Genomic DNA, 12,398 nt, shown 5'->3' with positions numbered 1-12,398 from the left:
GTCAACGATTGTAACATGAAAAACCGATCATAAAAATAAGTAAACAGCGCTTAGCTTACCGTTTTCCCAACCAGTAGAAGAACAGAACCAGCAGAATAAAGGCGAAAACGACCAGCGCAACTTTCCAGGCCGAGGTAGGCCGCTCACCCGCGACCTGCCCGGTTTCTCCGTTGACCAGAAACCGGTACGGTTTGCCGTTGTAGACGTATGAACAAATCCAGAGGGGCAGCAAAATATGCTTGAATGTCTGGTTGCTGAGCGCGGTGTCAACGCGCAGGTTGCGTTGCGTATCACCCCCCATCTGTGAGGCACAGGCATTTTCCTCCCGGTTTCGGATTTGCTCTTCCGCTTTGCGGGCACTTTCGGATAAATCAATGCTGTAAACCTCCGCTTCCCAGCCCAACAGAATGCGCGGGTCGTAGTCGACCAGTTCCTGCAAATTGTAGCGGCTGGCTTCCTGCACCTGGCTTTCCTGCTGCGAGAGTTTCCGCGACGCCATTTCGAGCATGTCGTCGTAAAACGCCTGGTGCGAACCGCTGCGGTATTCCCAACGCACCCGCTGCTGTTGCTGTGTGACCACCTTGCCATTGGCATCGCGAACCTGAACCGGTACATAGTAGTAAAAACCGGCTTCCCCCGAATACTCCGAAAAGGCCTGCGCATCGAAGGTCCAGAACGGAATGTACATGCCATGCAGGTTGTCGAGCATCGCGCCCGCTTTCAGGTCCGAGGGGGCAAACCAGCTATCGCCCACCCAGCTTTTGAACCGTTGCAGGGCCTGTTCTTTCGAGATCCGGAATGGCAACACGCCCGCCGGTTCGATGAGCCGGGTTTTCTGGGCATCCGGATTCACGTTTTTAGAGCCGCAAAACGCGCAGGTCAGCGTTGGCGCATCGAAGTTGACGGTCGTTTTGGCCCCGCAGTTCTGGCAGGTAAACAAGCGCTTTTCCTCGGTCGGTGCGTTGGGCAACTGCCGGTTTTCGACCCGGAACGTCATCGGATTTTCGTGTAAGTTGTTGCGGGTAAACTGAATTTCTTCGGTATTGCCGCAGTAATCGCAACTTAGTTTTTGCTTTTCGGCCGAAAATTTAAGCTGGGCACCGCAGGTTTTGCACGGCGCCCGGACCAGATCGGAAAGTTCGGAGGGTTGCATGGTGGGTTAAAACGGGCAACTCATAAACGGGCTAACAACTCGGCTTTTTTGGCCGCAAACTCCTCCTCGGTCAGAATTCCGGCGGTTTTTAACTCGCCCAGTTGCTTCAACAGGTTCATGACCTCGGTTTTGTCTTCTTTCGGTGCCTGGGGGGCATTGGCCGCGTTGGTGTTTTGCATGAAATTACCCAAACCGCCCATGAGCACGGCGGTTCCGGCTGCGCCCCCGTTTTCGGCGGCATCTTCGAGCGCCATCCCGGCCTGAAACTGCTGAAAACGAGCCATATCGCCTACCATATTCATCTGAGTAGTTTTGTCGAGAAAGGCTTCCACCTCGGGCGGCAGGCTGGTGTTTTCGACGTAAAACTTGGTCAGTTCGAGCCCGTAACCCGTGAAATCGTTCTGGAGCAAGGGCAGCAGTTTGTCGCCAATTTCCTTGTAATTGCGCGACAGATCGTACACCGAAATCCCGGCTTCGCCGATGGTATCGGTAAAATTGGTCACGATGGCCGACCGAAGTTGGTCTTCCACGTCGCTGATCCGGACGATGGGCGTGGTTCCGGCAAACTCCTTGATGAACTTTCCGGCGTCGATCACCCGCAGGGCAAACACCCCAAATGCCCGCACGCGGACCTGCTTCAGTTCGGGATCGCGCACGATAAACGGGTTTTGCGTGCCCCATTTCAGGTTGGTAAACTGCTTCGTCGAGACAAAGTAAATATCGACCTTGAACGGCGACTCGAAGCCCATTTTCCACGACCGCAGCGTGGTCATGATCGGCATGTTCTGCGTCGTCAGTTCGTAGCGGCCCGGCTGGTACACGTCGGCAATGCGGCCTTCATTGATAAAAACCGCCACCTGCGACTCGCGGACGGTCAGTTGCGCGCCATATTTAATGTTGTTGCCATTGTCCGGAAACTTCCAGATGACGGTATCCGTGGAGGTGTCGACCCAATCGATGACCTCGATAAACTCGTTGCGAATAAAATCAAACAGTCCCATGACGTGTGCGGTAGCTGGTTTAGTGACGCTTACACCGCTTCAAGTCTACGGAAAAAAATTGGTGATAGGAACACGGATCGGACGGATTTAACGGATTGGAACAGATTAAAAATCCGTTTTTATCCGTTAAATCCGTCCGATCCGTGTTCCTATCCGATAAAGCTGGGCTTCTTCCCGGCCTTGAGACTTACCAGCCGATCATCCTTGGCAACATACTTAGCATACACCAGCAACGCGCCGATGACCATCAGGTTCCGGAAGATATTCAGCATATCGTTTTCCGAGGTAGCCGCGCGCGGGATGTGAACCAGCAAAATCATTAACAGGACATAAACCGCCATCAAAACCGTCGCCAGTTTATCGTATTTCCCGATCAAACAACTGACAATGAAGAGGGTAATTAAGACACCTGTGAAATAATTCCAGAACAACGGGAACGGTATCCAGGCCGGAACCAGGCGCGCACCGGCCTCGGGCAAGCCAAAGTGCAGGCCCACGTAGAGCAGAAACGAAAGCGGGAAGAGCCAGCGGCCGAGATTCAGGATTTTTTCCATCGCGGTAGGCGGTTTAGTTGATTGGGAAAGGTAAAACCGGCCGGATTTCGACGCTGCCGTTGGGGTATTTCAAGATCGGACAGGTGCGGCACCACTCCTCCACTTCTTCCGGGCTCTCGGCTTTACAAATCAAATAGCCTGCAATCAGTTGACTAGCCTCGTCTTTGTATGGTCCGGTCATCGTCCCGGCGTTTCCAACAACCGTCCCCTGATACTCAATGGGTTGGGTATAAACCAGCTTGCCCTGCATGGCGATGCTGCCGATCCAGCCCTGCCAGGCAGGCATGTCCTCGGCCATGTCCTGAGCGGTGGTGATGTACGCATCCTGGCCGCTGATGTTGCGGAATAACAACAGATACTCTTTCATCGTGTAGCGATTTAGAAGGTGATTGATGAGCCAAAAGTCAGCAATCCCCAACCGCTGCGCATTGACTTTTGTCAACGTTTTCAGAGCTTGCCCTTCAACCGGCTGAAGGTTTCCTGCGAGATGCCCAGGTAGGAAGCAATGAGCTTGCTGGACAGCCGCGTCATGAGCTTCGGGCGGTATTCCATCAGCCATTTGATGCGTTCCAGGGCGTTGAGGGCGACGAAGGTGTTCAGCCGGTACACGGAGTTGGCGTAGGAAGCTTCCAGAATCTGCTTGTACACCTTGTCGAACTGCGGTACGGTTTCGACCATCTTCTGAAAACCGGCCCGGTCGATGGCCAGTAACTCGGTAGGTTCAACGGCTCGGATGTTTTCGGTCGCCGGTTTTTGGGTTCCAAAACTAATCAGTTCCGAACACCAGTTGTCTTCGGTCACGATGTCGCGGGTCGTTTCATTGCTTTCCGCGTCGTGGACATACACTTGCAGGCAGCCTTTGGCGATATAATACACATACCGGCAAACCTCACCCTGCCGAAGCAGCGGCTCATTCCGCTTGACCTTGAGGGGTTTGAATTGCGACAAAACCGCGTCGAGCTGATCAATATCCCGACCCAGCCGGTCGACCAGGTGCTGGCGAAGAACGGAAATCATGCAGGCGGTTTTCGGAGGAAGACGGTGTTGGCGTTAAGTTACGCCAATAAGGTCAGAAACACCTCATTGTCAGCCGTATTTTCGGCGGCAATGGGCGCAAACAGATACCACAACAGGGCGTCGAACAGGAAGTTGGTCAACGCGGGTGAGGCCGTTATTTTCGTGCCGGTTTTTCCGTCCTGATGCGTCAGGCCGTACGACAACAAAACCGTATCGCCTTCCAGAACCGCCCATTCCGCCATCGGATTATTCCGAACCACGAGCTTGTAAACGTGGGTGTTGTATTCGATGATCCAGGTGTTGGCATACCATTTTTCGTAAAATACGCGGGCCACCAGCGTCCGGTTTTGGTCGATCACCTCGATGTTGTTTTTCCAAAAACCGGTCCGCCGGATCATGTATTCGCGCTCGGCCAGTTTGATCATGGCCCGACTGTCGGAGGTGTTGGGCAGTTTCGCCAGGGTTCCGGCCTTGCTCCCATCGATCAGCAGTTCATACCGGCCTTCGTCCGTTTTTACCCAGTTTCGTATCATTGTCAATTTGCGTTACTCTCGCGTTTACGTTTCGAACGAAAGTTAGTGGAATCCGGATTTTTGGCAAATTTACTTGATTATCAAATTGTTAACAGAGTATTTTGATAGGAACGGTCAAAGAAGCATGGCCAGAAACTCGTCTTCCCCAATCATCGGAACGCCCATTTTCTGGGCTTTCTCGACCTTCGAGGGCCCGGGGTTTTCACCCACAATCAGGTAATTCAGTTTCTTGGAAACACCACTGAGGAGTTTTCCGCCGTGGGCTTCAATCTCATTTTCAAGCGCTTCCCGTGAGAAATTCGCAAACGTGCCGGTGTATAGGAACGTTTTCCCTTCCAGCGTATCCCCTTTTTTTTCTACGGCTACCTTATCGGTTTCCATCTGCAAACCGGCCAGCCGCAGCCGCTCGACAAAGACCCGGTTTTCGGAGTCTGCAAACCAGGCCAGCAGACTCTGCGCAATCCGTTCGCCGACTTCCGGCACACTCGTCAGCGTTTCGTGCGAAGCCGCCATCAAGGCATCCATATTGCCAAAATAGTCGGCCAGTTTTTCGGCCGTGGTGTTGCCCACATACCGGATGCCGAGCGCAAAAAGCACATTGGCAAACGGTTGCGCCTTCGACCGCTCGATGGCCGTCAGAATATTTTCCACGGATTTGGCCCGCAAACTAACCGTGCGGGTTTTGCCGGTTTCGGCATCGCTGTACGTTTTTTCAAGCCCCAACAGTTGCGATTCGTTCAATTCGTAGAGATCGGCCGGGCTGCGGACCAGCCCCCGGTCGATCAGCAGTTCAATCTTGCCTTCGCCCAGGCTTTCGATGTTCATCGCCCGCCGTTGGATGAAATGCTCGAAACGGGCCTGAAGTTGGGGGGGGCAGCCTTTTTCGTTCGGACAATAGAAATGCGCTTCGCCTTCCTTCCGAATCAGGGCAGTTTGACAGGCCGGGCATTGCGTCGGGTACACAATCGGCAGACTCGCTTCCGTCCGAAGGGTTAAATCGACACCGGTTATTTTGGGGATAATCTCGCCCCCTTTTTCGACAAAAACCGTATCGTTGATCATCACGCCCAGCCGCTGGATTTCGTTGGCATTGTGCAGCGACGCCCGTTTGACGACCGTTCCGGCCAGCAAGACCGGTTTCAGGTTGGCCACCGGCGTCACGGCTCCCGTCCGCCCGACCTGGTACGAAACGCTCAACAGCGTCGTGCTGGCCGCCATCGCCTTATATTTGAACGCAATGGCCCAGCGCGGGCTTTTGGCCGTGAAGCCCAGTTCGCGTTGCTGGTCGTAGCGATTGACCTTGATCACGATGCCGTCGGTAGCCAGTGGAAGCTCAAACCGCCGGGTTTCCCACTCGTTGATGAAGGCAAAAACGTCCTGAATCGTCGTGCATTTCCGCCAGGTCGGCGACACGTTGAAGCCCCACCCTTTCATCGCCATCAGGCTTTCTTCGTGGGTTTGAAACGCTTCGGGATCCGACAGAAACGAGTACAGGTAACAATCCAGCCGCCGTTTGGCCACCGCCCCCGAATCCTGCTGTTTGAACGTACCGGAAGCCGCATTGCGGGGGTTTGCCAGCAAGGGTTCGCCGATGTCTTCACGCTCGCGGTTGATGCGCTCAAATTCGGCCAGCGGCAAAAACCCTTCGCCCCGCACTTCGAACAAAGCTGGGACGGTCGGGTCATTAACTTTCAGCGGCAACGTCCGGATCGTGCGCACATTGGCCGTGATGTCGTCGCCCCGAACGCCGTCGCCCCGCGTCACGCCACGCGTCAGGATACCGTTTTCATAGGTCATGCTCAGGGCTACACCATCGAATTTCAGCTCACAGATGTATTCGTAGGAAGCTCCACTCAACCCTTTCTGCACCCGGTTGTCGAATTCGGTCAGTTCGGCTTCGGAATAGGTATTGCCAAGCGACAGCATCGGAAACCGGTGAACAACGGTCGCAAACTCTTTGCTGATCGTGCCGCCCACCCGGTGCGTGGGCGAGTCGGGTCGACTAAATTCGGGATGCTGTTTCTCGAGCGCCGAGAGTTCTTCCAGCAATTTGTCAAATGTAAAATCATCGACTTCGGAAACGCTGTTCTGGTAATACTGGAAATTATAATAATTGAGCCGATCGGTCAGTTCGGCAATTCGCTCCTGTGGATTCATTCGATATATTCGGTCGTAAAAGGGGTTGCTGCGGGTCTAACGCACTACAATCTTAACAAATCCGGCACGATCTCAGGTAACCGTTCCGAAATGTTCGGACAAAAGAATTAATTTTGGAGTCACCTTTGACAAATCAGACCGATAAATTCACCAGAACCTGTTTTCATGACGCCACCGCTCATCGCCCCGTCTATCCTGGCGGCTGATTTTGCCAACCTGCAACGCGATATTGAACTGCTGAACGACAGCGAAGCCGACTGGATTCATGTGGACGTCATGGACGGCGTTTTTGTACCCAACATCTCATTCGGTCTTCCAGTTTGCGAAGCTGTCAACCGGCACGCGACCAAACCGCTGGATGTACACCTGATGATTGTCCAACCCGAACGCTACATTGAGGCATTTGCCAAAGCCGGAGCCGCCCACCCCGACCGTCCGGGGGGCATCACGGTGCATCTGGAAGCTTGTCCGCACCTGCACCGAACCCTGGCCCAGATTCGCGAAACCGGTTGCCGGGCGGGTGTCGCCCTCAATCCGCACTCGCCGGTCGAGCTGCTGGCCGACGTGCTGGACAACATTGACCTAATTCTGATCATGTCCGTAAACCCCGGTTTTGGCGGACAAACGTTTATCCCGCATACCCTGCAAAAAATCCGGAAGTTGCGTAAGTTGCTGGCCGGTTCAGGACACGCGCCCCTGATCGAAGTCGACGGGGGCGTCGGAACCGATAATGCAGCGGCTTTGGTCGAAGCAGGAGCCGACGTTCTGGTGGCCGGTAGTTCGGTTTTTCGGGCAACGCATCCGAAAGAAGCGATTCATGCGTTGAAAGAGTTCAACCCATCGGCCCCACAGGCCTGACCATCTCGTTCGTCCACTTAGTGAGTACCTCTTTCTGGCATGTATACGAAGCACTTAGGTAGTTTTTTCGCAGGCGGTTTTCTTCTCTTCTCCGTACTTTGCTGTACAAAAACACCCTCCTCGGTCAATGACCCGACTGGTTTGGCGGATACCACCGTTGTTCAGCCGACCATTCCGACCGTCGACTGGGCCAAGAATGCGACTATTTACGAAATCAATGTTCGGCAGTTTTCGGCAGAAGGCACTTTCAAAGCCGTCGAGCAACAGCTTACCCGACTACGCGAACTGGGCGTCGATATTTTGTGGTTCATGCCCATTCACCCGATCAGCAAAGAAAACGTGCAGGGTTCGCTGGGTAATCCGTACGCCATTGAAGACTATAAGGCCGTCAATCCTGAATATGGTACGCTGGCCGACTTTAAGTCGCTCGTCAAGCAAGCCCATGACCTGGGAATGCACGTCATCATCGACTGGGTTCCGAATCACACGGGCCGCACGCACTCCTGGGTAAAGCTGCATCCCGACTGGTATACCAAAATAAACGGCAAGATGACCGCACCCATCAACGAGTTGGGTAAGGTGACCGACCGCCCGGATGTGGTCGAACTGAACTACGATAAGCCGGAACTCCGGGCCGCCATGATCGACGCCATGCAGTTCTGGGTGCGCGAGTGCGACATCGATGGCTACCGCTGCGAGGTGGCTGGGTATGTGCCGGATGATTTCTGGGCTGAACTACGCCCCAAACTCGACACCATCAAAACCGTCTTCATGCTGGCGGAATGGGAAGATAAACCCCAGCATTTCCGGGAGTGTTTCAACATGAATTATGGCTGGAGCATGCACCAGCTTCTGAAGCTCATCGCAAAGGGCAAACGCCCGGCCACCGCCATCGACTCCCTGCTGGCCCATAACCAGCAACGGTTTCCGCCCTGGTATTACCAGATGCATTTTGTGCAGAACCACGATGAAAACGCCTGGACCGGCACTGGCAGTGAGTTGTTCGGAAACGGCGTCGACGCCTTTACGGTGTTGCTCTCGACGTTCGATGGGATGCCGCTGGTGTACAACGGGATGGAGTCGAACCTCAGCAAACGGTTGAATTACTACGAAAAAGACCCGATTTACTGGGGGAACTACGGCAAAACCGACTTTTACAAAACCCTGCTGACGCTGAAACACCGGAACCGGGCGCTCTGGAACGGAACGGCGGGCGGGCAACTGATTAAGATTCCAACCGAAAAAGACGATAAAGTCTACGCCTTTTACCGCCAGCAGGAAAACGACCGGGTCGTGGTGATTGTCAACCTCAGCCCGACGCCCCAGACCATCCGGCTGAACGGCGACGGGTTCGAGGGCGTCTACACCGAAGTGTTCACCCGCGAACCAACCGAACTACGCAACTCGCTCACGTTTGCGCTCAAACCCTGGGAATATAAGGTGTACACCAACTAAACCCGCTCATTTTCTGGTTTATGAACTTGCTTCCGAACGAAGCGCAGGTGCTGGCCCTGCTCCTTCAGGTTTTCCCGGAACAGTCATTCAAAACCGCCCGGTTCATCGGCGAAGGGATGGATAGCCAAGCGTTTCGGGTGAACGATCACTACGTCTTCCGGTTTCCGAAACGAGCCGATGTGGCTGAAAATCTGCTGAAAGAAATTGCCTTACTGCCTCATTTGCACAACCTTCCGTTGGCGGTTCCTGCTTTTGAGTGGATCGGTGAGGACCCCGAAACCGGCTGGCCTTTCGTTGGGTATCCCTTTCTGGACGGCACCCCCTGGACTTTCGGCCGTTTTCAAATCCAGTCCGCTGATCAGCAGGAAATCGTCTTGCAGAGTTTGGGTAACTTCCTGACCAGCCTGCACACCTTCGATCTGAAAACTGCCCGGCAACTGGGAATATCCGAAGCTGATCCGTTCCAGGATTATCAGGCCGATTACCAGCTTTGGCAGGACACGGTTTATCCCTTGCTCCCGGTTGCGATTCAAAACCGCATCTCCCGGCGGTTCGAATCGTTTCTGGCCGACGCCCGTTATTTTCAGTACACGCCCAGCCTGATTCACGACGACTTCAGCTCGGACCACATTCTCTGCGATCCGGAAACCGGTTTTCCCCGGGCCGTTATTGACTTCGGGGACATTGCCCTTGGCGATCCGGACCTCGATCTCAAGTATTTATACGACGAAGCCGGCCAACCGTTCATCGAGCGGATGCTCACTGGGAGCCATTACCAAACCGCGACCGAACCCGTGGTTTTGTGGGAAAAACTGGCCTTTTTCAATTTTTGCGAAGCCATTCAGGATGCACTGGATGCGTACTCCGACCAGCCGGATAAACTGGTAGCCGCCCTCTCCCAACTCGTCTGATTTTTTAAAAACCGATTCCAGAAGTTTTTCGCCCGGGAAGAACGCTACCGGATCGATGCGCAGTCGGGTTCAGGGTTCGAAAGTCGTTCAGGTTCAGCCAACTTTTCACAAAATTCCGTATCTTGACCGGTGCATCCATCCGGATACCGATCATGAAAAGAACAGCCGGTTTCGCCCTGATTTTGCTTTCTTTCACCTTTGTCTACCTTTCGGTTCAGGTATACGCCAGCGACGAAGCCCGTCGAATGCTCGAGGCATACGGTTCGATGGCCGTGGTCGCCAAAATCGGCAGTGTTTTGCTGCTGACCTATCTGGCCTACCAATCGTTTATCCGGGGAATTTCAATGATTCGGGATGAATAGTTCAACCCCTATGAAAGCACCAGGTTATGGGATTATCGCCCTGCTTACGGTTGCGGCCAGTTTCTGCCACGGCCAATGCATTGTGTCGCAGGACCAGCAGCAACGCATTGTTACGATCTGCCAGTCGTATGTTCCGCCGAATGGCCTGTTGATCAACCGACCCGACCGCCAGCAGGCGAAAACACAGACGGTTTTTCTGGGCAGTGAATATTTGACCTACCCGGTTTGGCAGGACGGTACCCTCGAATTTGACGGCCAGACCAGATCCATTGCTTGCCGCCTGGCGTTCAACCTGATGACGAATCAGATTCTCTGCCAGTTTCCGGGGGATTCAGTGGTTCGTGAAATTTGGCCGGATGCCTTCACCATCAACGCCATGCCCTTTGTCAGCCAGATCGACAGGCAGGGGAAACGCAGCTATTTTCAGGTGGTTTATAACGGCAAGACCCGCTTACTGGCCCACTACAGTTGTCGGTTTCGGCGGGAGGAACGCGAACCGTACAGCCCCGAGCTGCTGTTCAGCGGTCGGTACGAACAAAGGCAGCGTTTTTTTATCCAACGCGACGACCGATCGCTTCAGCGGGTGACCTTGTCTCGAAAATCCCTCCTTCAGGTCCTGCCCGACCAGTCCGGAAAACTCCCCGGCTACCTGACGAAAAGCAAATTGGACCTTCAGGAATTGGTAGATGCACTGGCTTACTACGACGGTTTTCACTAATCACGTACGGTTTTTATCAGCTTCTGCACGGCAGGTGGGATCGCCGGATCCTCACCCCGCAACCGTAGAATGGCCAGCTCTTTCATTTTCGATTCGAAAACAATATCGACTTCTTTGCCATAGGTGTTGACCGAAGAATACAGCCAGTCGGCATGGGCTTCACGCCGGGCCAGCGGATCTTCGCGTTCCTGCCGGGAATCGGAATAATGAAAAACCGGGCGAATATCCCAGGTGCCATAAGCCGTCAGAAACGCTTCTTCTTCGGTTTGCTGGCCGGGATTGAGCGAGTGATGGAAGTAATCAAAGACGATGGGCGTACCGATGACTTCGTAAAGGGGCACCAGATCAGCCACGGTGTACAGGCTGGGCCGGTCGTCATTCTCGACGGTCAGCCGGGCGCGCAGGTTTTCCGACAGCAGGCCGAAATTCCGGGCAAACCGGGCCAGTGTGGCGATTTTGTCGCCGTAGGTTCCCCCAGCATGAATGTTGATCTTGTTCCAGTGCGACGGTTTCAGGCCCATCAGATCAAAAATTTCCGACTGGTATTCGAGGTCTTTGATGGTGTTAGTCAGGACCTTTCCTTCGCCCGCCAGGTGATTGAAGGGGCCCGGATGCATGGTCAGTCGGATGGGCTGCCGGCCAATGTCTTCCAGCGTCGCCCGGATTGCGGGAAAGTCGGGCAGATCGGCAATCCGGTATTCCGACGCCCACGGAAACAAATCCGACGAAATTCGAAAGAGGCCAAAACCGTGTTGCAGATTCCAGTCAATGATTTTACGCAAATCCAGCACATTTTTCATCGCCAGCTCCGATGCGTACGCCAGTCCTTTCTCGGCAAAGGTCCGTTTGACCATGCCCCGGTTCGTGGTGATCTTTTGTGCCTGGAGGCTCAGATTGATGCAGGCATAGCCCAGGTTAGTTGGCGTCATGACTGGTTAACCCGTTGTTCCCTCAAACGGTTTGATCCGGTCGCCAAATTTGCGGGATGATTTGACCGCCATTTCGTACCTTGTCGCCCGTAATTTCACCAATTACTTCCCCTCACCATGATGCGGTTTTTCGGCACCCTCCTTCTTTGTCTAACCGTCTGTTGCCACCTACGGGCACAAACTTCCTTTGGCGATGCGTGCGTGGGTAGCTGGAAAGGAGTAATGCACATTTACAACAAGGGTGTCCTGAAAGACAGTGTACCGGTGCGTCTAACGGTGACGCCTACGAACCAACCCCAAACCTGGACCTGGAAAACCGAATACCTTTCGCCCAAAACGCCGGTCGTCAAAGACTACATCCTTCGCCTGAAAGATGCGGCTAAGCAAGAATATGTAACGGATGAGGGAAACGGGATTATGCTGCTGGATTACCTCTTTGTCAACAAGTTATACAGTGTGTTTGAAACACAGGGTATCGTTCTAACCTCTACCTACGAATTGATTGGCGACACGTTAATTTTTGAAGTAACATCCGGTAAACAACAAACCGAAACCGGCCCGGCCGTAACAACGTATTCGGTTGACAACCTCCAGCGAGTCGTGTTCAAAAAAGCTAACTAGGGCTCCCTGCTGATCCGGTTTGACGAATCCTACGTTCCACGGCAGTGAAAAATACTTAAGGCAATACCAATTAGCGGGCTTTGCACTTTGTCGATATAAAACAATCTGATGCCATCCGGACTTTTAGGT

14 protein-coding genes are annotated in these 12,398 nt (G+C 53.8%); 6 read left to right on the top strand and 8 right to left on the bottom strand.

Going from position 1 to position 12,398, the window contains the following annotated elements; translation table 11 throughout:
• Positions 1-55: 55 nt before the first annotated feature.
• From ACO2Q8_RS08585 to ligA, 7 genes are all read right to left on the bottom strand, one after another.
• On the bottom strand, positions 56-1,153 hold the full coding sequence (locus tag ACO2Q8_RS08585; RefSeq protein ID WP_423344382.1) for a hypothetical protein: 1,098 nt from the start codon (positions 1,151-1,153) through the stop codon (positions 56-58).
• 20 nt (positions 1,154-1,173) lie between these two features.
• Positions 1,174-2,154: an SPFH domain-containing protein gene (locus tag ACO2Q8_RS08580; protein WP_423344381.1), complete on the bottom strand. Its 981-nt coding sequence runs from the start codon at positions 2,152-2,154 to the stop codon at positions 1,174-1,176.
• A 149-nt stretch (positions 2,155-2,303) separates the two neighbouring features.
• The gene (locus tag ACO2Q8_RS08575; protein WP_423344380.1) at positions 2,304-2,708 is read right to left on the bottom strand and encodes a hypothetical protein; all 405 of its coding nucleotides are present in this window, start codon (positions 2,706-2,708) and stop codon (positions 2,304-2,306) included.
• A gap of 13 nt (positions 2,709-2,721) precedes the next feature.
• Positions 2,722-3,075 carry a YciI family protein gene (locus tag ACO2Q8_RS08570; RefSeq protein ID WP_423344379.1) on the bottom strand — a complete coding sequence of 118 codons (354 nt, stop codon included), beginning with the start codon at positions 3,073-3,075 and terminating at the stop codon, positions 2,722-2,724.
• Between the two features lie 80 nt (positions 3,076-3,155).
• On the bottom strand, positions 3,156-3,725 hold the full coding sequence (locus ACO2Q8_RS08565; RefSeq protein ID WP_423344378.1) for a Crp/Fnr family transcriptional regulator: 570 nt from the start codon (positions 3,723-3,725) through the stop codon (positions 3,156-3,158).
• Positions 3,726-3,763: 38 nt separating this feature from the next.
• Positions 3,764-4,258: a hypothetical protein gene (locus tag ACO2Q8_RS08560; RefSeq protein WP_423344377.1), complete on the bottom strand. Its 495-nt coding sequence runs from the start codon at positions 4,256-4,258 to the stop codon at positions 3,764-3,766.
• Between the two features lie 114 nt (positions 4,259-4,372).
• Complete coding sequence (gene ligA, locus ACO2Q8_RS08555) at positions 4,373-6,415, bottom strand: NAD-dependent DNA ligase LigA (RefSeq protein ID WP_423344376.1); 2,043 nt, start codon at positions 6,413-6,415, stop codon at positions 4,373-4,375.
• Between the two features lie 165 nt (positions 6,416-6,580).
• Between ligA and rpe the strand changes: the two genes are divergently transcribed.
• The 5 genes from rpe (at position 6,581) to ACO2Q8_RS08530 (ending at position 10,719) form a co-directional block, all read left to right on the top strand.
• Positions 6,581-7,273 carry a ribulose-phosphate 3-epimerase gene (gene rpe / locus ACO2Q8_RS08550; protein WP_423344375.1) on the top strand — a complete coding sequence of 231 codons (693 nt, stop codon included), beginning with the start codon at positions 6,581-6,583 and terminating at the stop codon, positions 7,271-7,273.
• Positions 7,274-7,312: 39 nt separating this feature from the next.
• Positions 7,313-8,728: an alpha-amylase family glycosyl hydrolase gene (locus tag ACO2Q8_RS08545; RefSeq protein WP_423344374.1), complete on the top strand. Its 1,416-nt coding sequence runs from the start codon at positions 7,313-7,315 to the stop codon at positions 8,726-8,728.
• A gap of 20 nt (positions 8,729-8,748) precedes the next feature.
• A complete protein-coding gene (locus tag ACO2Q8_RS08540; protein ID WP_423344373.1) occupies positions 8,749-9,639 on the top strand; it encodes a phosphotransferase family protein in 891 nt (296 codons plus the stop codon).
• Between the two features lie 152 nt (positions 9,640-9,791).
• Positions 9,792-10,001 (top strand): hypothetical protein, encoded by a 210-nt coding sequence (locus ACO2Q8_RS08535; RefSeq protein WP_423344372.1) that lies wholly within the window; start codon positions 9,792-9,794, stop codon positions 9,999-10,001.
• A gap of 10 nt (positions 10,002-10,011) precedes the next feature.
• Entirely contained in the window at positions 10,012-10,719 is a 708-nt protein-coding gene (locus tag ACO2Q8_RS08530) for a hypothetical protein (protein WP_423344371.1), read from the top strand.
• Here the strand turns inward: ACO2Q8_RS08530 and uvsE are convergent.
• Positions 10,716-11,648: a UV DNA damage repair endonuclease UvsE gene (uvsE, locus tag ACO2Q8_RS08525; RefSeq protein WP_423344370.1), complete on the bottom strand. Its 933-nt coding sequence runs from the start codon at positions 11,646-11,648 to the stop codon at positions 10,716-10,718. The genes ACO2Q8_RS08530 and uvsE overlap by 4 nt on opposite strands.
• Positions 11,649-11,765: 117 nt before the next feature.
• On the opposite strand from uvsE, the gene ACO2Q8_RS08520 reads away from it, so the two are divergent.
• Positions 11,766-12,269, top strand: coding sequence for a hypothetical protein (locus tag ACO2Q8_RS08520; RefSeq protein ID WP_423344369.1), 504 nt, complete (start codon positions 11,766-11,768; stop codon positions 12,267-12,269).
• Positions 12,270-12,398 lie beyond the last annotated feature (129 nt).

It is taken from the genome of Larkinella sp. VNQ87 (assembly GCF_049445795.1).
Taxonomy (GTDB): Bacteria; Bacteroidota; Bacteroidia; order Cytophagales; family Spirosomataceae; genus Larkinella.
Note: the sequence above shows the minus strand (reverse complement) of the source record. Positions and strands in the feature narration are given on the sequence as shown.

Coding starts and splice junctions, on each gene's coding strand:
- ACO2Q8_RS08565 (WP_423344378.1), bottom strand. CDS start 3,725: ATGATTTCCGTTCTTCGCCAGCACCTGGTCGACCGGCTGGGTCGGGAT.
- ACO2Q8_RS08585 (WP_423344382.1), bottom strand. CDS start 1,153: ATGCAACCCTCCGAACTTTCCGATCTGGTCCGGGCGCCGTGCAAAACC.
- ACO2Q8_RS08560 (WP_423344377.1), bottom strand. CDS start 4,258: ATGATACGAAACTGGGTAAAAACGGACGAAGGCCGGTATGAACTGCTG.
- ACO2Q8_RS08535 (WP_423344372.1), top strand. CDS start 9,792: ATGAAAAGAACAGCCGGTTTCGCCCTGATTTTGCTTTCTTTCACCTTT.
- ACO2Q8_RS08530 (WP_423344371.1), top strand. CDS start 10,012: ATGAAAGCACCAGGTTATGGGATTATCGCCCTGCTTACGGTTGCGGCC.
- ACO2Q8_RS08575 (WP_423344380.1), bottom strand. CDS start 2,708: ATGGAAAAAATCCTGAATCTCGGCCGCTGGCTCTTCCCGCTTTCGTTT.
- ACO2Q8_RS08520 (WP_423344369.1), top strand. CDS start 11,766: ATGATGCGGTTTTTCGGCACCCTCCTTCTTTGTCTAACCGTCTGTTGC.
- ACO2Q8_RS08570 (WP_423344379.1), bottom strand. CDS start 3,075: ATGAAAGAGTATCTGTTGTTATTCCGCAACATCAGCGGCCAGGATGCG.
- ACO2Q8_RS08545 (WP_423344374.1), top strand. CDS start 7,313: ATGTATACGAAGCACTTAGGTAGTTTTTTCGCAGGCGGTTTTCTTCTC.
- ACO2Q8_RS08580 (WP_423344381.1), bottom strand. CDS start 2,154: ATGGGACTGTTTGATTTTATTCGCAACGAGTTTATCGAGGTCATCGAT.
- uvsE (WP_423344370.1), bottom strand. CDS start 11,648: ATGACGCCAACTAACCTGGGCTATGCCTGCATCAATCTGAGCCTCCAG.
- ligA (WP_423344376.1), bottom strand. CDS start 6,415: ATGAATCCACAGGAGCGAATTGCCGAACTGACCGATCGGCTCAATTAT.
- rpe (WP_423344375.1), top strand. CDS start 6,581: ATGACGCCACCGCTCATCGCCCCGTCTATCCTGGCGGCTGATTTTGCC.
- ACO2Q8_RS08540 (WP_423344373.1), top strand. CDS start 8,749: ATGAACTTGCTTCCGAACGAAGCGCAGGTGCTGGCCCTGCTCCTTCAG.